Raw genomic sequence first — 21926 nt, 5'->3', positions numbered from 1 at the left:
GTTCGCTTCGTCAGTGAGATCAGACAACAGGTGTCAAAAGATCCACACCGTCGAAGTGCGCAATGAGATTATCGAGAACAAGCTTGCCCATGGCCTTGCGGGTTTCCACTGTGCCGCTGGCATGATGGGGCTGAACCACGACGTTTTCGAAGTCGAGTAGCCGCCTGTCCATATCGGGCTCCGCCGCGAAAACGTCCAAGCCTGCGCCACCAATCCGCCTTTGCGCCAGCGCATCGATCAATGCTTCTTCGTCGACAGTTGATCCACGGGAGATATTAACAAGAACACCCTCGGGCCCCAAGGCTTCCAGGACCGAACCATCAACAATATGCCGCGTCCCGTCACCACCCGCTGTCGTGATGACCAAAAAGTCGGACGCCGCCGCCAGAGCCTGCGGGCTCTCCATGTAAGCCGCATCAATGTCATCGCGCCGCGAACGGTTGTGATAGGCTATCGTCATATCGAAACCCCGCATGCGTTTTGCTAGGGCAGCGCCGATCCGGCCCATACCCAGAACACCTAGGCGCTTGCCGCTGACCCGGCTGGTCAGACCCATGGCGTTTTCCAACCAAGCGCCGGAACGCACATGAACATCCCCTTGCGGTATACGTCGCGCCGCCGCAAGAAGCAGGGCAACACCCATGTCGGCAACGTCATCAGTCAAGACGTCGGGTGTGTTGGCAACTTTGATCGATGCGGAACGCGCATACTCCAGATCGATGCCGTCGACGCCAACCCCGAAGCAGGAAATCATCTCCAGATTCGGCAGTCGCTTCATCAGCGCGGCATCGGCCCCCAAATCGCCCCGCGTTGCAACCGCACGAATACTGTCGGCATGGGCCGCGAACAAAGCGTCCTGATCCGTAGCCTCCCAGAGGCGGTGAAGTGAGAAACGAGCGTCCAACGCGTCCATATCCCATTGCGGATAAGGACCGATGACAAGAACCTGCGGCTTCGACATTGAAAGCTCCCGAGAAGGCTGATGCCGGCGAGACATGCCGCCGAATAAGTTATCGATAACATTGTAGAGCAAAAAGCGCCTTTGACAAGTCACCTCAACGCTCTTCGCATCCCCGCATCGTCACCGTTTTTTGAAGGGCAACCGCTTGACAATTACTGACTGTTATCGATAACATAATGCATCTTTTCCGGCGTCGATGCAGCCTGTCGAGTGAGATTCAGGGCATTGCGGTCAAACGTGGAAAAGAAAGCGATCAGCCCTTGAGATCCGGGTTATCGGCTTACTCAACATTCAAGCATTTGGAGCCTCTATGACCGCAGCCTTGTTCGACCTGTCCGACCGCATCGCGTTGATCACTGGCTCGAGTCAGGGTATCGGCTACACCTTGGCACGCGGCCTCTCTGCTGCCGGTGCAAAAGTTATTCTGAATGCCCGCAATCAGGAAAAACTGGAAGCGGCAGCCGTGCGTCTCCGATCCGAGGGGGCAACGGTATATACCGCTTCCTTCGACGTTACCGATCAGCGCGCAGTCGCCTCAGGTATTGCAGAGATTGAGTCTTCAGTGGGCGAACTTGACATTCTGGTAAACAACGCCGGTATTCAACGCCGCATGCCTTTGGAAGATTTTCCTGCTGAAACCTGGGAAGAACTGATGCGCACCAATCTGGACAGCGTCTTCTTCGTCGGACAGGCGGTCGCGCGGCAGATGATCCCGAGAAAACGGGGCAAGATCATCAACATCTGCTCGGTTCAAAGTGAGTTGGGACGTCCGTCCATCGCCCCTTATACGGCCTCGAAAGGCGCGGTCAAGATGCTGACCAAGGGCATGGCGATCGACTGGGGGAAACACAACATACAGGTCAATGGTCTCGGCCCCGGCTACTTCAAGACCGAGTTGACAGAAGCGCTGGTCAAAGATGAAGACTTTACCGCCTGGTTGGTTGGCAGAACTCCTTCCGGGCGCTGGGGCGACGTCGATGAGCTCATTGGTGCAGCGATCTTCCTCGCCTCGCCGGCTTCCAGTTTCGTCAATGGCCACGTTCTTTATGTTGACGGCGGTGTCACAGCAACGCTCTGACCATATGCAGCCGCTTGGCATCGTCATCATGGGCGTGTCAGGCTGCGGCAAGACAACGATCGCCCGGTCGCTGGCCCGGAGTCTGCGTGTTAAATTTCTAGACGCCGACAAGTTTCATCCACAGGTCAATATCGAGAAAATGAGCAGCGGAACGGCGCTGACCGATGCCGATCGTGAACCTTGGCTCGACGATGTTGGATCCAGGATTGCTGGCGCGGCGAAGGACCGCGGTATGGTCGTTGCAGCCTGCTCAGCCTTGCGCCGCACTTACCGCGAACGGCTAAATCGCGCGTCAAATCTCAATCTATTGTTCGTGTTGCTCGACGGTTCCCGCGAGGTTCTGCAACATCGCGTCAATCGGCGTACTAGTCATTTTATGCCGGCGACTTTGTTGGATAGCCAATTGGCCACATTGGAACGACCGGATGATGATGAGCGCGCGATGGCAGTGAGTATTTCGAAGCCGGTCAAAAAAATCGTCTCTGAAATCATGCAGTCTCCGCAGATCACGGTCATTCAGAGAAGGATGGCGGATACCACGTCAGACTGACGTCGGAACGCGAAACTCAGCGCTGCAGGCGAACGACAGCAGCTGAAAGAAACAAATGTAAATAATAACCGCAAAACACAGCGGAGCCCTGGGAGGACATAATGGCAGCGGAAGGGCCGCTCCTGTACTTCGAATCTATCACCAAGCGCTTTGGCGGAACACTTGCGCTCGACGCCGTATCACTGAGCATTGAGGCCGGTGAAATTGTTGCGCTGCTGGGTGAAAACGGCGCTGGCAAATCCACGTTGATAAAGACTCTGGCTGGAATTCACACGGCGGACGCCGGACGCATACTCGTGCGTGGCGAAGCTTACCAGCACCGTCCCTCGCGCTTTGGCGAACGCCAAACCGTCGCCTTCATTCATCAGGATCTCGGCCTGATAGAATGGATGACAGTGGCCGAAAACATCTCTCTGGCGCAGGGTTTTCCCAAAGGCGGTGGTCTTATCAAATGGTCGGAGACGGAAAAGCTGGCCGAACGGACCATTCGGGCAATGGGCTGCGACATAGATCCGACTCGCCGTGTCCAGGAACTTTCCCGCATTGAAAAATCTCTGGTCGCCATCGCCCGTGCCCTGGCCGTTGAAGCCGACCTGCTGGTTCTCGATGAGCCTACCGCGAGCCTGCCTGCAGACGAAGTCGAGCGCCTGTTTACGGCGTTACGCCCTCTGCGCGAACGCGGCGTTGGCATTATCTATGTCTCGCACCGGCTCGATGAGATCTTTCAGATTGCCGACCGCGTCGCGGTCCTGCGCGATGGGCGGTTAGTTGGCGAACGGGCCATTGGCGAAACCGATCCAAGCGATTTGGTCGAACTGATCGTTGGACGGCCAAATGACGAGATGTTCCACAAAGCCGACACACGACCGGGAAAGCTCGTCCTAGAAGTTCGCAATTTTGTCACCGAGACCGCCGGCCCTGTCGATTTCGACGTCTACAACGGCGAAATCCTGGGGCTTGTCGGCCTGCGCGGTGCAGGACAGGAATCGGTCGGGCGCGCACTGTTCGGTTGCGAAGTCCACGCTGGAACAGTGCGCCTCAATGGCGCGGCGCCGAACCTCTCCTCACCACGTGGCGCACTCGAGAGCGCCATCGGACTGATCGCACGCGACCGCACTGAAGAATCCGTCGCACTCTCCCTGTCCGTACGTGAGAACACCTTCCTTAATCCCGCGTCGACCGGACGGAAACTGCTTTCCTTCACCTCATCCGGCAGCGAGGCCCGACGTGCTCAGGAAATCGGCGACGCCGTCGGGTTGCGCCCCAATGATCCCGACCTCCCTGTCGAAGCGCTTTCGGGCGGCAATCAGCAGAAAGTCGTTGTCGGCCGATGGTTGGCCACCGACCGCAAGCTCCTGATCGCTGAAGATCCGACAGCCGGCGTCGACGTAGGGGCCAAGGCGGAAATCTACCGCCTCATGAACCAGGCGCTCGCCGGGGGCACCGCGCTGGTTATCATCTCCACCGACTTCGAAGAGGTCGCTAATATCTGTCACCGCGCGATCGTGTTCAGCCGCGGTCAGGTCGTCGACAGTCTCGAAGGCGAAGCCTTGACCATCGCCAACCTCATCCATTCGGCGTCGGCGGCCGAGATTCCATCGCCTCTCTCAACAGAATCCGCTGTGCCAGCTACTGCCGTTTGAACGGACGAACAAGAATATGCAATCCATCGAATCCAATGCTCTCGAACCTACCCGGCACGAACTTCAAACTGCCAGCCCGGGTGAAAAGCTGATCCGCTTTCTGCCGGTTTACGGTCTCGTCCTGTTGACGGTCTTTTTGATCCTGCTGTTTTCCATCCTGCTGCCCAACACCTTTCCCACGCTTTTGAACGTGCGTTCAATCCTGAGCGACAAGTCAATCATCGCAATGCTGTCGCTGGCGGCAATGATCCCGATGGTGACCGGAAAGATTGATCTGACAGTCGGCTACGGTATCGTCCTCTGGCACATTCTCGCCATCAGCCTGCAAACCTGGGGCGGCCTGCCCTGGCCGCTTGCAGTTCTGATCGTGCTGTTGCTCGGTGCCTTTGTGGGCTTTTGCAATGGGATGCTTGTTGAAGTCGCCAAGATCGACAGCTTCATCGCCACACTCGGCACGGGCACCGTACTCTACGCCCTTGCGCTCTGGCACACCGGCGGACGGCAGGTGGTCGGCATTCTTCCGGACGGATTCTATGCCATTAACGGCACAATGGTCTTCGGCCTGCCTATCACCGGATTCTATGTTTTAGTGATTGCGCTCGCCATGTGGCTCATCTTCGAATATCTGCCGATCGGCCGTTACATGTACGCCATCGGCGCCAATCCCAAGGCAGCATCCTTGAACGGTATTCCCGTGCAGCGCTATACCATGGCCGCCTTCATTACTTCAGGCACGCTGACCGCACTGGCCGGCATCATTCTGGCCTCTAAACTGCGCATCGGCCAGGCCAGCGTCGGCCTTGAATTTCTGCTGCCGGCGTTGGTCGGTGCCTTCCTCGGCTCCACCACGATCAAGCCCGGCCGCGTCAATGTCTGGGGCACGATCATCGGCGTCACTATCCTGGCAGTTGGCATTTCCGGCATTCAGCAGTTTGGCGGATCCTTCTGGGTCGAGCCAATGTTCAACGGCGTCACTCTGTTGGTCGCGATCGGCATCGCAGGCTATGCCCAGCGCAAACGTAGCGCCGCGCGCAAGCTTTCGCCGCCATCCAAAAACGAACCCATCTCGTCAACGCCCGAGACCCATTCGGAATCCAGTAATTAAGACAACAATACTAGGGAGGAAAGAGGATGAAACATATTGCATTGACCTTGGCCGCCGCCACATTTGCGGCGGCCGCTGCAGGCACAACAAGCGCTTTTGCCCAGGACAAAATGATGGAGGCCGAAAAGGTCGTCCAAAAGTACGCCACCCGGCAAGATAGTTGGGATGGCCCGACCACAGGTCCCAAAGCCGCAGAAGGCAAGACCATCGTCGTGCTCGCTGCCGACCTCAAAAACGGCGGTGTGCTCGGTGTGACCACTGGGATCGAAGAGGCCGTTGATGCCATCGGCTGGGATGTGCGGGTCATCGACGGTGGCGGATCGGTCTCGGGCCGACAAGCCGCCTTCAGCCAAGCCTTGGCATTGAAGCCGGACGGATTGGTTATCAATGGTGCCGACATTCTCGAGCAAAAAGCAGGGGTCGAGCAAGCACAGGCGGCAGGTATCAAGATGGTCTCCTGGCACTCCGCCCCGGTAATCGGACCGGTCGACGGCACCGGTGTTTTTGCCAACGTCACGACCGACGCTATGGAGGTCTCTCGCGCAGCTGCGAACTGGGCGTTCAAGGACGCTGGCGGTAAACCCGCTGTGGTGATCTTCACCGATTCGACCTATTCCATCGCCATCGCCAAAGCCGACCGCATGAAAGAGGTCATCGAAGACCTCGGTGGAACTGTTCTGGAGTATGTTGATACTCCCATCGCAGACACCTCGACCCGCATGCCGCAATTGACCACGACATTGCTACAACGCTACGGAGAAAAGTGGACGCACTCGCTGGCCATCAACGACCTCTACTTTGATTTCATGGGCCCCTCACTGGCTTCAGCAGGCATCAAGGGTGACGGCGCCCCAATTAACGTGGCCGCAGGCGATGGATCGGAGTCAGCCTATCAGCGGGTTCGGGCGCAGCAGTACCAGGCCGTGACGGTCGCAGAACCGCTCAATCTTCAAGGCTGGCAGTTGGTCGACGAACTGAACCGTGCCTTTGCCGATGAAAAGTGGTCAGGCTACGTCTCACCGCTGCACGTGGTGACACCCGACAACATCGCCTACGACGGCGGCCCGGATAACCGCTTCGACCCGGGCAACGGCTATCGCGACGAATACAAAAAGATCTGGGGCAAATAAGCGCCAACTTTAATCAGCAACCGGTGGTGCAGGAAACTGTACCGCCGTTTTTTTTGCCCATCCGGGAAACTCGCACCTGCAGGTTCTCGAATTTTTTGCCTTTTTATGTTATCTTTTTCTGCAATTTTGCAGAGGTAGCATCTGGTGGAATGGAATTCACTCCAACTCGTCTTGGCCATTTCCAGGTCGGAGTCTCTTTCGGCAGCAGCGCGTCGGCTTGCCATCGACCAGACCACCGTTTCGCGGCGCCTCAAGGCAATTGAGGCCGATCTTGGAACCGCTCTCTTTAGCCGCACAGACGGGCAGTTAACCCCGACCGAGGCAGGCGAGCGCGCAGCTGTTGCCGCCCAAGCCATGGAAGTGACTGCCGGAAAGCTGCAAGAACATCTCATGGGAACCCTCCAGGAATGTGAAGGCACAGTGCGCATCACCGCGGTGCCAATCCTGATGAATAGCCATTTGATCCCACGTCTGGACGACCTCATGGCAAAACACCCAAGACTCCAACTGGAGACCATAGCGGAAACCGGCAATCTGAGCCTCAGCCGGCGCGAAACCGATTTGGCCCTGCGCTTCGCCCGACCGCAGAAGGACGCCGGCCTGTGCCGTCGTCTGGCCGACCTGCCCTACTCTCTCTACAGCGCGACATCGAACCCGGCTCGCGCGATGCCATGGATCACCTACGAAGAGACTCATGCGCATCTGCCCCAGGCCCGCTGGATGTCCAAGCAGACCGAAGGAGCAACCGTCGGACGACTGCGCGTCAATGACGCGGAAAGCGCACTCGCGGCGGTCCGGTCCGGCTTGGGGCAAACGCTTTTGCCAGACATCGTCGCTGGGAACGATCCATTGCTTCAACGGGTCACGGTGGGAACCGCGGTACTCACGCGTGAAGTTTGGCTGCTCGTTCATCCAGAAGTCCGACAGCTTCCCCGCGTGCAGGCCGTTATCGACTGGATCGACGAAATCTTTGTGTCACCGGCACAGCGTTAAGCTTTGACGGCTTCGCCTGAGACGACCGTCGATATAGCGTCTGCAGCGGTCTTCAAGCGGTTGAGATAACGCGCCGTAACCTCCTCCTGGCTCATCACACTTCCGATCCAGACCAGGTTCAAGGCCGCCTGCACACGCTCGCCATCGAAGATCGGCACAGCGATGGCACCGAGTTCCGCACCGTGATCGACGACACGTCCCCAATAGCCCGGCTCGCGTCGGCCATAGCCGCGCTCCCGGGTCTCCTCCAGCTCCTGCCGGAATGCCGGACTTGAGACATAGCGTCGCTCATGCTGGCGGCCGAACTCCGCGAGCCATTTCAGATGGGGCTCACGCTCGCCCGGATCCAGAAATGCGAGATAGACACGCCCCAATGCTGAGAACGCCATAGAGGGTCGGAAGCCCACCACCAGCCGGTTAATCGCGAAAGGCGCGCGGAAGCGGCTCGTCTCCAGGATCTCGACCTGTCCGGGCGAGGGCGAAACGGCAATGTCGGAGGGCCAGCCGACAACTCGCTGCAGATCCTGGAGATAAGGTGCGCCGACCTCGCACAAGATGTGCTCGCGACCAATTTGATTGCCGAGGTCCTGCACCGCGCGTGCAAGCTGATAATGGCCATCGCTCGGCCGTCTGTGCACCCATTGAGCTTCGATCGCTGTGCGAAGAATTCGCAATAGCGTGGCCTTCGCCAGACCCGAACGCCGATGCAGATCTTCCAAAGACGCCGTTGGCCCTGCTCCCAGAAGCTCAAGCACCTGCAACCCACGCTCCAGAGCGCGGATTGTCTTGACAGAGTCGACACTGTCCATTGAGATTCTCCAAGTTTCACCTGGTGAAATAGCATGCTGGCGAAAACACCGCCAGAGATCGTAATCTCTCCCGTAGCAAACCCTGCGATCTAGACGGGGATGCGAGAGGGGCGTGTTTATGGCAGAAACGTTGGCCGGACAGCGGTCAGGCCTGATGGATCGTGGCCGGCATATCGTTGTTGGCCTGCCGTGCTTTCTGCTGCTCGCAACCGCCGTCTACATCGCCGCCTTCGGGGTCTTTGACGAAGTTATCCAGCGCGTGGGTGCACTCCTGCTCGCCGGCCTTATCCTGTTAATCGGAACCAACAACGAAGAGACAATCTGGCGCAAGGCCGACCTCGTAATGCGGGCTGTCATGCTGCTCGGGCTCTGCCTCTCCGCGGTTTGGTTCTTCCGCATTTCCGAAGAAGTCGAGAGCGGCCTTTATTTTCTCAATGAGGCGGATGTAATCGTGGCATGGGTCGCCATCGCGGTGGTCGTCGAATTGGCACGCCGCACCGTCGGCAATGCCATGGTGATCGTCTGCATCCTCTGTCTGCTCTACGCAACATACGGCGAATCCCTGCCCTGGATCTTTCAGCACGCAGGCGTTTCAAGCGAAGAATTGCTGCAAACCCTTTGGTACAGCTTCGACGGCATCTTCGGCCGACCCATGGCTGCCGTAACTTCAACCATCCTGATCTTCATCGTCTTCGGCGGCGTTCTGGAAGCGATTGGCGTCGACCGCAGCATCGTCCGCCTTGCTCTGATGGCCACCGCCCGTCTGCGTGGCGGCCCGGCCCAAGCCGCGGTCATCGCGAGCGCACTCTTCGGTACTATATCCGGCAGTGCAGTCGCCAATGTGGTCGGTACAGGTGTTGTCACCATCCCCTTGATCCGGCGCTATGGTTTTTCTGCAAAGTTCGCCGCGGCCGTGGAAGCCGGGGCGTCGACCGGCGGCCAGATCATGCCGCCAATCATGGGTGCGGTCGCCTTCATCATGGCCGACATCACCGGCATTTCCTATCTCACTATATGCCTCGCTGCGCTGATCCCTGCCCTCTTCTATTTCGGCAACCTGCTAGCGGTGATCTACACAGAAGCTGGCAAGATCCAGGTCGAACAGAAAGCCCTTGAAGACAAGCAGGTGATGGACGCCACCGAGTGGCGCAAGCTTTTCGTCTTCGTGGCACCACTCAGCATCATCGTGGTCACTCTCCTTCAGGGAGCGAGCGCAGCGCTCGCGGGTTTCTGGGGAGTCCTTGCGTCAACCCTGCTCGGTTTCGCTCTCGTCCCTGAGAGCCGCCGGTTAGAACCCTGGTTGCGGTTCCTGCGCCAAACCGGACGCATTGCCGCCCTGCTGGTCGCTATCGTTGCGGCTGTCGGTATCGTCATCGGAGTCATGAACCTGACCGGCCTCGGTATTCGTTTTGCCAGCGTCGTGCAAACTCTCTCCCAGGGCTCCCTCTTGCTCTCACTGCTGCTCATGGCTATCGCCTGTCTCGTTCTCGGCATGGGCATGCCGACGGTGCCTGCCTATCTGGTCATCGTTCTTGTGATGGGCCCTGCCGTCCAAAAGCTCGGCCTATCGACTCTTCAGGCCCATCTGTTCGTGGTCTATTTCGGCGTACTCTCTGCCATCACCCCCCCAGTCGCCCTCGCCGCCTTCGCCGCCGCGCCAATCGCCGGAGCCAATCCCATCAAGGTCAGTGTCGAAACAGTCCGGCTATGCGTCAGCGGCTTTCTCATTCCCTTCGCGTTCGCTTACAAGCCAGCACTGCTGCTTGGCACCGGTCAGCCCTTGTGGGAGACCGTGTGGGCCGTGGTTGCTTTAGCGCTCGCCCTGTTGATGATTGACTTCGCAATTGCGGGATCAGCTCGCAAAAATGTCCCACGCGCGCTGCTCTACGCCGCACTGGGTCTCGCCATCATTTTCACGTCCAACCTGATAACTCTTGCCGCCTGTGGCCTCGCCGTCCTTCTGATTGGCTGGACGCTTTGGCAAGGCTATAGAAATCGAAACAGCGGTTTCGCATAACCCGGAGGAACGACCAATGACCAAGACAAACGCCATCATCACCCGCCGCGGCGCGCTTGCCGCCATGACGGCAGCAAGTCTGGCTCCGCTCCTGCCCAGCCGTCTTGCCGCCAAATCCTTTTACCGCATGTCGACGTTGGGCCCAGGCACGACACCCAACTTGGTGATGACCACCTTCGCGACCTTGGTCAACAAGGTCTTGCCCGAGCACGAAATTCAGGTCAACGCCACCGGTGCAGCAACAAAGCACATGTTGGAGGTCGGCGCTGGTAAAACCGACTTTTGCATGTCTTCACCGACCGTGATGTTTTTAATGTCCAACGGCAAAGCCATGTACAAGAAGATCAAGCAGGCGCCCGATCTTTCCAAGAACATCCGTATGCTCTTCAACTTCCCTATGGGCATGTATCACATCGTGGTCTACGCGGATTCCGGTATTGAGTCGCTGATGGACGTGAAGGGTAAGCGCGTATTCCTGGGACCGCCGGGTGGAGCCGCACTTCGCACCATGACTCTGCTGTTCGAGAGCGTCACCGGCTACAAAGCCGGCGAGGATTTCGAAGTTGCCAAGCTTGGATGGGATTCCGCCGCTCAGGCCTTCCAGGATAAGAACATCGACGTCTATTGTAATCCGACCAACCCGCCCAGCCCGGTGATCAGCCAGGTTGCGGTCTCCAACGAGATCCGCATGCTGGGTATCCCAGAGGATGCGCTGGCCAAACCCGAAGTTGCCAAGCTCGCCAAGCGTCCGGGATTCCGCTTCACCCAGATGCCGCCGGATGCCTACGGCGAGGCTCAGGTCAACACAACCCCGGAGAACACTCTCGCCATCACTGTCGGGATGTCCACCAACAAGGATCTGCCGGACGACGCCATCTACGAAATGTTGAAGGCCTTTTGGGTCGGCCTGGAAGACATCAAGGCCGAAGCTCCCTGGATGCAACCCATCTCTACCGGGACGGCGCTGGCCGATATGAATGCGGTCCTCCACCCCGGTGCGGTGCGTTACTATGAGGAAATCGGCATGACCATTCCCGACGAACTCAAACCCTGATCCTTTCGGTCTTCCCTGCCATCCATTAAGCGTTTCGGGACCACATGACAAAAAAGCCCAATATCCTCTTCATCATGGCGGACCAATTCCGTGCCGACTACATGGCCTGCGCTGGTCATCCGACCATCAAGACCCCGCATCTGGATCGCCTGGCCGCGGAAGGCGTACGCTTTTCAGAAGCCTTTGTGCAAGCCCCTGTCTGTGGCGGCTCACGCATGAGTTTTTACAGCGGGCGCTACGCCTTTTCTCACGGTGCCTACTACAATAACTACCCACTGCGCATCGATGAAAATACCATGGGCGACTACCTGCGCCCTCAGGGCTATCGCGTTGCCCTGGTCGGTAAAACTCACATGCGGGCGGACCTTGAGACCTGTGAACGGCTGGGACTTGATCCCGAGAGCGCGGACGGCGTGCTCATGAGCCAATGCGGATTTGAGCCTGTCGAGCGTGACGACGGCTTGCACCCGGATCAATTGCTCGACCCTAACCTGGCCTACAACCGCTATCTCAAGGAACAGGGATATGACGGTGAGAACCCATGGCACGAGTACGCCAATGCCGCCGAAGGCGAGAATGGTGAGCTGCTTTCCGGTTGGTTCCTGCGTAACGCCCGCCTGCCTGCGCGCGTGAAGGAAGAACATTCGGAAACCGCCTATATGACAAACCGGGCAATGGACTTCATTCGCGAAACTCCCGACCAGCCCTGGTGCTTGCATCTCTCCTACATCAAGCCGCATTGGCCTTACATGGCGCCCGCGCCGTACCATGACATGTACGGACCGGAAGACATCGTCGAAGCCAATCGCGCCGAGGACGAAAAAGCCGACTGCAATCCAGTGATCGCAGCTTTTATGAAGCACGAGGAAAGCGTCAACTTCTCCCGCGACGAAGTGCGCCACACAGTCATTCCGGCTTATATGGGCCTGATCACCCAGCTCGATCACCATCTGGGCCGGCTGCGCGCATTTTTGGAGGAAATCGGCCAGGCCGATAACACCATCATCATCTACACCAGCGATCATGGTGACTATCTCGGTGATCACTGGTTGGGCGACAAGGACCTCTTTCACGACGAGGTTATGCGCGTGCCGATGATCGTCTATGACCCGCGCACCCAGGCCGACGCCACCCGCGGCCGCACTATCGACGACTTCGTCGAAGCGATCGATCTGGCACCAAGCTTCCTGGATTGGTCCGGCGGCGAAGCTCAGCCGCACCTCCTGGAAGGGTCATCGCTCGCACCGCTGCTTCAGGGCACAAAACCGGTTGGCTGGCGCAACGCCATTTACGCCGACAGCTGCTTCGCCATGCACCACGCAAGCAAGGATCTCGATTTGGAGCCGGACGAAGCCCGCGCTTTCATGATCCGCACCACGCGCTGGAAATACATGCGTTTCGAAAAACACCCTCCTGTGCTCTATGACCTACAGGCCGATCCACGCGAATTGAACGATCTGGGCCGCTCAAATATCCATAGCGAAGTGCGTGCGGAAATGGACGGCCTGCTGTTCGACTGGCTGCGTAAGCGAAAGCTGCGCACCACCATCAGCAACGAGGAGATAAAACGGCGCACCGGCGGTGCGCGAAAGCGCGGCATCTATATCGGCGTCTGGTAACGCCCGGTCTCGGTTTGGTCCGGGCCCGGTTTTACTTTCGTGGCTTTCGGTTCCAGCGCCTCGGAGATCGACGCGCGCTTACGCCAGATCCACAGCCACATTGCGACCACGGCAACCGCCCCCACGCCCAGCGGAAGGCGCAAGCCGAAGGATTCGGAGAGCGTGCCCATAATGAGTGAACCCGCAGCGGGGCCACCGATAAAGATGATGCCGTAAAGGCTTAGCACCCGCCCGCGCAGATCGCCGTCGACCGACATCTGCATCAGGGTTTGCATGCTGACACCTGCAGCGACCATGGCCATGCCTGCAACGGCCACGCTCGCGACCCCGATCCAAAGCCAATCGGTTGCAATGAAGGCCAACATCGACAGTGCCAGTAACAAGGTATTGAGCAGTACCAGCTTGGTAAGCCCACCACCACCGCGCCGCGCGATCCAGAGGCCGCTCATCACCGCGCCGATTCCAACCGTCGATGTCAGTAAAGCGAGCGTGTCGGCGCCACCTCCGAAAACCCGGGCGGCGAAGCCGGGCATCAGTTCGACGAAGGGCCGCACACCCAGCGACGCGGTCGCAAGCAACAACAGCATCGGGCCAATCCCCGGATGCCGGGCAGCATAGGTGATTCCCTCACCAAGTTGAACCCAGATCGACGGCGGAATCTTGCCCTTACCCCGGTCTGGCCGACGCGGCACTTTGATGCGAAACAAGGCAATCAAAAAGGCCGAGAACGTCAGGGCATTTGCTCCAAACGCGCCCTGGACCCCAACAGACACGATCAGCAACCCAGCCATGGCAGGACCGATAAATCGCGCCAAGTTGAAGATGATCGAGTTGATCGCAATCCCGGTCGAAAGGTCCTCGCGAGGTACCAGACTAGGCATAAGTGCAAGGCGTGACGGCTGATTAAAGCCCATGGCGATCCCGTTGATAAGCACAAGCAACGCCAGCAGTTCGACGGTCACTTGCCCCGACGCAGTCAGGGCAAAAAGTGCAATCGCCTGAAACAACGAGACGGTCTGCGCGGTCAGCATGATCTTCAAGCGGTTATAACGGTCAGCGACCACGCCACCGAAAGGCCCCACGAACACCGCGGGCAGAAGGTCAGCACAAGACACCAGCCCGAGCCAGAAGCCCGACTCCGTCAACTCCCAGGTCAACCAGCCCACGGCAACGCGCTGCATCCAGGTGCCGATCAGAGAAATCGAAGCACCGGTAATGTAGATGCGAAAGTTCCTGTGTTGGAGCGTGCGAACGACCCCGCCGAACCCGGCCTGACCTGGCATTTAGTTTCGCTGATGATGTGAGCAGAGAACCCCTATTGAGCCACATCCGCCCGAGTCTCGCAAAGCGGCAATGCAGCTTGCGCCGGTGTATCGAGAATGGACGGGCTCCTGGGTAACGGAATCCTGATCATGCCCTCTGCCACGTGTGCTCAACTCGTTTGGTCTTTAAAGCCTCAGAGCCTAGCCCACCGCCGCACCGAACTTTGCGCGGTAATCCAGCGGCGAAATTCCCATGTGCCGCACGAAAGCCCTACGTAGACGTTGTTCATCGGCAAGGCCGGTATTCCTGGCAATCTTCGCGAGTGGCAAATCCTGCTCCAGTTCCAGCATGCGCTTCGCCGAATCGACACGCATCATCTCCACGGAGCGTGCCGGCGTGACGCCGGTACGCTCCTTATACCGGCGCGCGAAGGTTCGAGGGCTCATGCGGACCTCTTGGGCTAAAACCTCGATACTTAGGTCGCGCCTCAGGTTTTCGGCAATCCAGGCATGAAGCTCGGAAAAGGTACCGGCTTCGTCCTTCTTCTGGACGTTCAACACATTACTGAATTGCGATTGCCCACCGGGCCGCTTGAAGAAAACCACGAGCGACTGGGCAACCAACATAGCAAGGCGATGATCGAGATCTTCTTCAACCATGGCAAGGGCAAGGTCTATCCCCGAGGTCACACCCGCCGCGGACCACATCTTTCCACTTCGCACAAACAGCGGATCCTTCTCGACTTGAGCTTCAGGGTGCTGGCACTGGAGATCCTCGGCGTAGCGCCAGTGTGTCGCAACGCTTTCTCCATCAAGAAGCCCCGCTTTAGCCGTAACAAAGGCACCCATGCAGGTCGTCGCCACCCGCCGGCACTCCGCATGGCGGGCGACGACCCACTTAAGGAACCTGTTTTCCTCCAGCAGATCAAATACGCCCACACCGCCTGAGATAATCATCGTATCGATCGGCTGCTTCGAGGCGTTTTGCAGAGAAAGAGTTTTTAACACAATGCCTGTGTCGGTCTCGATATCGCCGCCGAGCGGAGAGGTCAGCAAGAGCTGATAGAGGGCTTCTTTGCCTTCCCGGTTCAGCATGTCGTTGGCACTGGAGAATACCTGTGCGGGCCCGGCCGCATCCAAAAGCGTCACGCCGGGATAAACGACAATCACGATTCTCTTAAGTCGTCTGGCCTTCTCGAATCGATCGGTGGTTACATTTGCGGAAGTGGCAGAAATTGAAGTCATATTGTCATTTATGCCATGAGGACGAGGAGGTAAACCAGCAAAAGAATCGAGCAAAGACCAAAGGGCGGACGATTAATGCAGAAAGATACAGTAGTGAATTGGCGCCCTTGGGTGATGGTCGGTCTTTCCTTTCTTGCCTTGGCCCTGGCCTACTCCACGCGCGCTACCTTTGGGCTGGTCATGCCCCTTTTGGAACAGGAGCTCGGTTGGTCGCGCAGCTTTACCTCTGGAATCGCCGCCACCGCGCTCATGATGACTGCGGTTCTTGCGCCACTGGCAGGCCGGCTGGTGGATCGGCAGGGCGCGCGCGCAGTTACGCTGTTGGGAATGGGACTATTGGCAACCGGTTGCTTTTTGGTCGCCGTCACGAGTCATCCCGTGGCATTCCTTGTGGCGTTCGGGGGCATCGCCGCAACCGGCTTCGGTTTGGTGGCAATCCATGTGGTATCCGCCGCAGTGGAACAGGAATTCGACGCCAACCAGGGACTGGCGACAGGTATTGCCACGTCTGGCTCCTCAGCAGGGCAGCTCCTGATCGTTCCACTCCTTGCGGTACTGGTCGCGAGTTACGATTGGCGGCTGGCGTTCATTGCCTTGGGAGGCGCAACGGTCATCATGATGGTCTGCGTCAAGCGCTGGTTCCCCAGTGGTATGAGCCAAGTTAGATTGTCGGAGAATGCACAAGGCTCCCAAACAAGCCTGGCGCAGGACACTTGGCGAATCCTCCGCATGCCGGTTTTCCAGATTCTCTTCTGGAGTTATTTTCTTTGCGGCTACACGACCTCCGGAGTGATCGAGACCCATTTCCTCCCCTACGCGTCTTTCTGCGGCTTCGGTCCTATCCCTTCCGCGACGGCATACGGTCTGCTCTCGGCCATCAATCTGGCCGGCATGATCCTGGTCGGATGGTTGACTGACCGCGTGAACCGGCCGCTTTTGCTTGGCGGCATTTACCTCATACGCGGCTTGACCTTTATCCTACTCGTTCATGTCGGCACGGACCTGGAAACTCTGTTTCTCTTCGCCGTCATCTTCGGGCTTGTGGACTATTCGACAAGTCCTGTTACCGCGAGCCTTGTCGCCAGCCACATCGGTATCCGCGTGATGGGCCTGGCCTTCGGATTGATTTCCGCGGGACACCAGATTGGGGGCGCGGTCGGAGCCTATTTCGGTGGGATTCTCTTCGACCTCTATGCCCGTTACGACTGGGTCTGGTGGTCATCACTCTGGCTGGCCGTGCTCGCCGGCTTGCTCGTACTTCTTTTGCGAAACACTCCTCGTTCTGGCACCCTCGCACCCTGAGGGCACGAGAGATTCGCTTCACCGCTGTAGACGTTTTGTCGATGCTCCTAATCCTAGGGAGTCGTGTTAGTCTCCCGGAGGCCCCCTATCAGATGAGCTTGAACAGCGGCAGTGAACAAATGAGCAAACAACAAGAACGCCCGTTACCGGCCTTTGCCGCGCGTGAAACATTCTTCACGACAGCTAAGACGGGAGGCGCGGAGATCTCGATCGCCGGGGTACCGCTGGATATCGCCACCACTAATCGGGCCGGCGCGCGTGACGGTCCCGCCGCGGTCAGGCGCGCCAGCCGCATGGCCGGTGGAACCTATCCCGATCTCTGGGCCGATCTCTACGATCTGGATTTCGCGGATGTGGGGAACTTCGCGGTCCTGATGGGCAAACTGGACGAGTCCCTGGCGCTGATAGAGCAACAGGCGTTGGAACATGAACACCTGATCGCGGTGGGTGGCGATCACCTCGTAACCCTGCCTCTGCTGCGCGCTGCAGCAAAGAAACACGGCGGTCCGCTCGGGTTGGTTCATTTCGATGCGCACGTTGACACCTGGGCTGAGAACTACGGCGTCGCCGTCACCCACGGTACGAATTTTCGTATCGCCATTAACGAAGGACTGGTCGACCCGGAGCGCATGGTCCAGGTCGGCATTCGCTGTCGCGTCGAGCCGGAGGTCTGGCAATGGACACTGGATCAGGGTGTCACGATTATCACTGCCGAGGACGTGCATATGAGCAATCCTGCCGACATCGCCACCCGCATTCACGAAGTGGTCGGCGACGAAGCGAAAACCTACCTGACCTTCGATATCGACTGCTTCGACCCCTCCTGCGCACCCGGAACCGGCACACCGGAAATGGGAGGCCTGTTGGCCTGGCAAGCCCGTGCCATTCTGACCCGTCTCGGCGGGATTAACTTCATCGGTATGGACATGGTCGAAGTCGCCCCGGCCTACGACGTGGGAGAGATAACCGCCCTAAACGGAGCTTCTGTCATGGCCTTCTATATGGGCTTACTGGCCGCTGCAAAGAGGTAAATCACTTCGTGCGTCTATCTACTGTCAGGGTGACATCAGGTTGTTACCTTGCGTTCTCCTCGCCAAGAATTAGAGGCTCTGTCTTTTCCTTGATGATCTCAACCAACTCTGGATCCATGAAACGGTAGTCATCGGGAATGTCGAGCACGTGAAGCGTCTTGAACCTTACGTCTTCGCGAAAGTCAGCTCTGATTCTCGACTTGTGTTTGTCCTCCATGACGAGGATCAAATCGGCCCAACGAATATCTGCAAGCGTCAGACGACGACGCGCGCCTCTGCTCGTCCCAGCAGAACGAACGGCCACACCAGAGACCTTACGCCAAACATGTTCGCCCGTCGGGCTCCGCCACTGATTGCGGCTGCAAACGAACAAGACATTCATAGAGTAGATCTTCAGCCCTACTGTGCCGTCCAACCGCCGTCGACCGGCAGGGTCGCGCCGGTGATTGAGGCTGCGCTGTCCTGGCAGAGGAAGACTGCAAGCGCGCCCAAATTCTCAACCTCGACAAACTTCTTGGTCGGCTGCCCGGCGAGCATGACGTCGCGTTTGACCTCTTCCTCGCTGATGCCACGCGCCTTCGCGGTATCGGGGATTTGCGCCTCGACCAGCGGTGTCAGGACGTAGCCCGGCGCGATCGCATTGACGGTAATACCCTCCTGTGCCACTTCGAGCGCGACAGTCTTGGTCAGACCGGCAATGCCATGCTTCGCTGCAACGTAGGCCGACTTGTAGGGTGAGGCCACCAGGGCATGGGCGGAGGCGATATTGATGATCCGGCCCCACCCCTTCTCCTTCATGCCAGGCAAGGCAGCCCGTATCGCGTGAAATGCAGAGGTGAGATTGATGGCAATGATCGCATCCCACTTTTCGATCGGGAATTCGTCGATCGGCGCCACATGCTGAATCCCAGCGTTATTGACGACGATATCTGCCGACCCGAAGGTGCTTTCACAGCCTTTGACCATCGTCGCAATCTCGTCGGGTTTGAGCATATTTGCAGGCGAATAGGCCACCTTGACCGCATATTTTGCCTCCAGGCCGGCACGGATCTCTTCAATGGCAGCCGCATCTCCCAGGCCGTTAAGCATGACATTGGCGCCGGCGGCCGCAAGAGCCTCGGCGATCCCAAGCCCGATCCCGCTTGTGGATCCGGTGACGACTGCGTTTTTTCCGTTCAACATGAACGTTCCTCTCTTTAGGTCTCGACGCCGGGCGGCATGACGATTTGTGCAGCGCAATATTTGGGCAGAGGACGCTCACTTGCAAGCGGCTTTTTGCAGCCATATCCCGGTGTCCGCACGCAAAGCGAAAGTGTTGTCGCGTCGCGATCTGCCCAAGTCATGATTTGGGGTATCGGTCCTAGCGAAGAAGATAAGTTGGTGTGCTGATTTTTCGGCGTTGGCTGGCAAAAGACAGCAGCTCAGCCGCACCCTTACTTCCGCAGCAGCCGCCAAAGAGTGGTCTGGTCCGGGAAACCCGTCGTTTCGAAGTTAAGGTCGGATTGAAATGCGATGAGAGCCGACCGTGTCGCATCGTTGAATCTTCCGTCGGCTTCGTCTTTGAACAGCCCCAGTTCGGTCAGTTTGACCTGCATGCGGCGGATCGTTTCCCGATACAGTGCGGTTTTACGCTCACCCTCCACGATCTGCACTTTCGGCGAGCTTGCCTCCAGCCTGTCCGGCCCGAATTCCGTCAACATGGAATCGACGACACCATAGAGAACGTCTTCGGGGTTGGAGCGGCAGTGTACTTCGATAACACTGAGTAACAGCTCGAGCGACTCGAAGGACATGACATCGAAAGTATCTTCGGAAAGCCGGTTATGGGCGGAAATGTATCCCTCCAGCCAACCACCGATCATGTAGTAAACGTTGTTTTTGTCTTCCCGCGCTTTGACGTAGATCTGGCAAGGCAGGAAACCTGCCCCCTTCATGGCAAATTTGTTATTGCTGTCCGCCGCTAATGCGGCCGTTGTCTGAAACAGCAACCCACAAAGCGCCAACCTAAGGAGTTTCATCTAAAACCTCTACACGCAGCTAAAAAGCGGTACGTCGCCGACGGCGAAGAAATCGGCTTCGAAAGTCCCCGCCGCCGACAACAGATACAGTTATCGCCTCTTCGAAGATACATTCAGTCGGATCACGACAAGGGCCGAACCCTCGTCCGCCATCCGCTGGCGAAAGGCGAAAAGCGCACATACCCCAAGAAAGAACAGCGCAAGCGTACCCGGTTCGGGAACCGATACAACTGCAAACTCCAATATCGGATTCTCTGCACTCTTTGCAGCAGCGGTTGTGGGTGCCGTCGAACCGTCGAGGAAATCGACAACAAAGCTCTCACCGATTTCGACATTGAAACCGAGCAGCGGGAAGAGATTCTCATAGAAGTTCGGGGATTCGAACAGATCGACTCCCTGCTCAAGTACATTGCCTATTCCAAAACTCCTTTCGATCCCGAGCAGATCGAACTTTATCTGCAGCAGGTCGATGATGAATTCGAAATCGAAATCCAGCAGAGTCTCGTTGAGCAAGTCAGCTTCGACAAAGAAAGTCGGAGTTACCGTCGTCACATCATCCACGAAGGTGATATCCGGCAGCTGCTCCCAGGCGGCAACAAAGCTGGTAACCAGTTCACCGCCGATTAAGACCGCCTTATCAAATACCAACTCAACGAACAGAGTCGGATCCAGTTCGAAATCCTGTTTCAAATCGACCGTCGGACCGATTTCAACGTTGATGATGTCGAAACCTATGGAACCGACCGTCCCGATTGGCGCACTCGATCCAAACAACCCGGGGAGACCGGCGGCGGACGCAACGACCTCATCGAGGTCCACGATCAGATCGACCAGATCATCCTGTCCTGAAGCCTTCAGCGTTTTGCTATTGGGGTCAAGACCACCGCTGGCGTCAGGCTGCGGAAGATGAAGCGTCACCTCCGCAATTCCGGCATCGATAGCGAAAGGAAAACCGTTGGCTTCGTCCGGAAAACCAAAAACCGATGGTTTTTGTCCCAACAGCAGAACTTCACCCTCTCCGCCCTTATTGAAGGATACAATCGACGCGGTTTCATCGATGTTGAAAGGCGAGCTTCCAACCTTGCAACCGGCGCCAATGACGCAGGCTTCGCCGGTCACGTTGCCGGAGAGTTCCATAACCGCGTCGACCGAGAGTTCCAGGTTTGCGAATTTGGTGTTGAGTGTATTGGTTCCGGCCAGAACGCTGTTCGGATTGAAGTTGATCGCGTTCGCTTTACTGAGGCCCTTGGTATCGGGAATATCCAGCGAAGCTTTGTAGGAAACCGTCGCGTCCACAGACCCGCTGTCAATTTCAACGCCAAGCTCGACACCGACACGCCCGTCCGTCGTACCTTTGACGGCAACACCTGTTCGCGTGTCAACCTGAGCAAACTGGGCCGGAGCGGTCCCTAGAGCGGTTACCCCAATTCTGGGCGACTGACCTTTACGACAAGTACTGCTCGAATTCTTTTTTCTGCAGAGACTGAAAGCCGCATCGTATGTAGCTCGACGGGCAATGTCAGTTGCGCGAAGGCCTTTACAAACGAAATTATACCTCCCGCAGCTACGAACACTCGGTCGGCTGCCAAGAGGAACCACAAGAGACCGGGCGCTCCGACCATTGATGCAGGTGCTCGCAGAGTGGAGAAGATCACAGGCCGCAAACTTGATGTCGTAAAGGATCCTAGCGGGATTTGGGACGTTGGTGTCCTCATTGCCCGCGATCAGATCTATTTCAGTGGTTTTATCTTCCCAGGCCGCGCCGAGAAAGGTGCTTTGACTCAACGTGGTCGACTGTCCAGAATCCCAGATACTTTGACCATTTGTCTGAAACTCCAGTTCGTAAGTGAAAGGTACAGCCTGTACTGTTTCCGACGACAACAGCAGCGCGCAGACTGCAGACGTCAATATCCAGCCCAAAATTTTCATGTTCCCCCCCGAGATCCCCAAGCCTCCGCGCCGGCCGCCCCTCGGCCTAAACTCTGTAAGTGCGAAAGCTTTAGCCAGGAAGAAAAGCAAGATTCGTGCCGAAGAATCTAATATGCGAAATATTTGATTATACTCAATATTTATAATCACTCTTAATAGTTGTGTAAAAATTACCGTCAC

General features: G+C 57.6%; 19 protein-coding genes. 11 read left to right on the top strand and 8 right to left on the bottom strand.

Going from position 1 to position 21926, the window contains the following annotated elements:
* Window positions 1-19: 19 nt before the first annotated feature.
* The gene (locus QMZ18_RS11045) at window positions 20-961 is read right to left on the bottom strand and encodes a 2-hydroxyacid dehydrogenase (RefSeq protein ID WP_282606354.1); all 942 of its coding nucleotides are present in this window, start codon (window positions 959-961) and stop codon (window positions 20-22) included.
* Window positions 962-1271: 310 nt separating this feature from the next.
* Here QMZ18_RS11045 and QMZ18_RS11040 point away from each other — a divergent pair, with 310 nt between their 5' ends.
* The 6 genes from QMZ18_RS11040 (at window position 1272) to QMZ18_RS11015 (ending at window position 7460) form a co-directional block, all read left to right on the top strand.
* Window positions 1272-2039 (top strand): SDR family NAD(P)-dependent oxidoreductase, encoded by a 768-nt coding sequence (locus tag QMZ18_RS11040; protein WP_282606353.1) that lies wholly within the window; start codon window positions 1272-1274, stop codon window positions 2037-2039.
* Window positions 2008-2589, top strand: coding sequence for a gluconokinase (locus tag QMZ18_RS11035; RefSeq protein WP_282606352.1), 582 nt, complete (start codon window positions 2008-2010; stop codon window positions 2587-2589). The genes QMZ18_RS11040 and QMZ18_RS11035 overlap by 32 nt, the downstream gene beginning before the upstream one ends.
* A 101-nt stretch (window positions 2590-2690) precedes the next feature.
* Window positions 2691-4232, top strand: a complete 1542-nt coding sequence (locus QMZ18_RS11030; protein ID WP_282606351.1) for a sugar ABC transporter ATP-binding protein — start codon at window positions 2691-2693, stop codon at window positions 4230-4232.
* 16 nt (window positions 4233-4248) lie between these two features.
* Entirely contained in the window at window positions 4249-5337 is a 1089-nt protein-coding gene (locus QMZ18_RS11025; protein ID WP_282606350.1) for an ABC transporter permease, read from the top strand.
* A 26-nt stretch (window positions 5338-5363) separates the two neighbouring features.
* The gene (locus QMZ18_RS11020) at window positions 5364-6467 is read left to right on the top strand and encodes a substrate-binding domain-containing protein (RefSeq protein ID WP_322097190.1); all 1104 of its coding nucleotides are present in this window, start codon (window positions 5364-5366) and stop codon (window positions 6465-6467) included.
* Between the two features lie 144 nt (window positions 6468-6611).
* Entirely contained in the window at window positions 6612-7460 is an 849-nt protein-coding gene (locus QMZ18_RS11015) for a LysR family transcriptional regulator (protein WP_282606349.1), read from the top strand.
* Here QMZ18_RS11015 and QMZ18_RS11010 read toward each other — a convergent pair.
* Window positions 7457-8269 carry an IclR family transcriptional regulator C-terminal domain-containing protein gene (locus tag QMZ18_RS11010; protein WP_282606348.1) on the bottom strand — a complete coding sequence of 271 codons (813 nt, stop codon included), beginning with the start codon at window positions 8267-8269 and terminating at the stop codon, window positions 7457-7459. The genes QMZ18_RS11015 and QMZ18_RS11010 overlap by 4 nt on opposite strands.
* A gap of 118 nt (window positions 8270-8387) precedes the next feature.
* Between QMZ18_RS11010 and QMZ18_RS11005 the strand changes: the two genes are divergently transcribed.
* Genes QMZ18_RS11005 through QMZ18_RS10995 form a run of 3 tightly spaced genes read left to right on the top strand, consistent with a single transcriptional unit; the run spans window position 8388 to window position 12959 of the window.
* The gene (locus tag QMZ18_RS11005; protein WP_282606347.1) at window positions 8388-10286 is read left to right on the top strand and encodes a TRAP transporter fused permease subunit; all 1899 of its coding nucleotides are present in this window, start codon (window positions 8388-8390) and stop codon (window positions 10284-10286) included.
* A 16-nt stretch (window positions 10287-10302) separates the two neighbouring features.
* A complete protein-coding gene (locus QMZ18_RS11000; protein WP_282606346.1) occupies window positions 10303-11340 on the top strand; it encodes a TAXI family TRAP transporter solute-binding subunit in 1038 nt (345 codons plus the stop codon).
* Window positions 11341-11384: 44 nt separating this feature from the next.
* The gene (locus QMZ18_RS10995; protein ID WP_282606345.1) at window positions 11385-12959 is read left to right on the top strand and encodes a sulfatase-like hydrolase/transferase; all 1575 of its coding nucleotides are present in this window, start codon (window positions 11385-11387) and stop codon (window positions 12957-12959) included.
* Here the strand turns inward: QMZ18_RS10995 and QMZ18_RS10990 are convergent.
* Both QMZ18_RS10990 and QMZ18_RS10985 read right to left on the bottom strand, forming a co-directional pair.
* On the bottom strand, window positions 12941-14242 hold the full coding sequence (locus tag QMZ18_RS10990; protein WP_282606344.1) for an MFS transporter: 1302 nt from the start codon (window positions 14240-14242) through the stop codon (window positions 12941-12943). The genes QMZ18_RS10995 and QMZ18_RS10990 overlap by 19 nt on opposite strands.
* 180 nt (window positions 14243-14422) lie before the next feature.
* Complete coding sequence (locus tag QMZ18_RS10985) at window positions 14423-15391, bottom strand: GlxA family transcriptional regulator (protein WP_282606343.1); 969 nt, start codon at window positions 15389-15391, stop codon at window positions 14423-14425.
* A gap of 150 nt (window positions 15392-15541) precedes the next feature.
* Here QMZ18_RS10985 and QMZ18_RS10980 point away from each other — a divergent pair, with 150 nt between their 5' ends.
* Together QMZ18_RS10980 and speB are read left to right on the top strand one after the other, a co-directional pair.
* On the top strand, window positions 15542-16768 hold the full coding sequence (locus QMZ18_RS10980; protein ID WP_282606342.1) for an MFS transporter: 1227 nt from the start codon (window positions 15542-15544) through the stop codon (window positions 16766-16768).
* A gap of 119 nt (window positions 16769-16887) precedes the next feature.
* On the top strand, window positions 16888-17799 hold the full coding sequence (speB, locus tag QMZ18_RS10975; protein ID WP_282606341.1) for an agmatinase: 912 nt from the start codon (window positions 16888-16890) through the stop codon (window positions 17797-17799).
* A gap of 43 nt (window positions 17800-17842) precedes the next feature.
* Here speB and QMZ18_RS10970 read toward each other — a convergent pair whose 3' ends face one another.
* From QMZ18_RS10970 to QMZ18_RS10955, 4 genes are all read right to left on the bottom strand, one after another.
* On the bottom strand, window positions 17843-18181 hold the full coding sequence (locus tag QMZ18_RS10970) for a low molecular weight protein tyrosine phosphatase family protein (protein WP_282606340.1): 339 nt from the start codon (window positions 18179-18181) through the stop codon (window positions 17843-17845).
* A 17-nt stretch (window positions 18182-18198) separates the two neighbouring features.
* Window positions 18199-18981: a 3-hydroxybutyrate dehydrogenase gene (locus QMZ18_RS10965; protein ID WP_282606339.1), complete on the bottom strand. Its 783-nt coding sequence runs from the start codon at window positions 18979-18981 to the stop codon at window positions 18199-18201.
* A gap of 251 nt (window positions 18982-19232) precedes the next feature.
* The gene (locus QMZ18_RS10960; protein WP_282606338.1) at window positions 19233-19817 is read right to left on the bottom strand and encodes a peptidoglycan-binding protein; all 585 of its coding nucleotides are present in this window, start codon (window positions 19815-19817) and stop codon (window positions 19233-19235) included.
* A gap of 90 nt (window positions 19818-19907) precedes the next feature.
* A complete protein-coding gene (locus QMZ18_RS10955) occupies window positions 19908-21746 on the bottom strand; it encodes a PEP-CTERM sorting domain-containing protein (RefSeq protein ID WP_282606337.1) in 1839 nt (612 codons plus the stop codon).
* Window positions 21747-21926: the final 180 nt, after the last annotated feature.

The organism is Pelagibius sp. Alg239-R121 (assembly GCF_947331435.1).
GTDB lineage: Bacteria > Pseudomonadota > Alphaproteobacteria > Kiloniellales > Kiloniellaceae > Denitrobaculum.
This window is presented reverse-complemented; position numbering and strand designations above follow the sequence as displayed.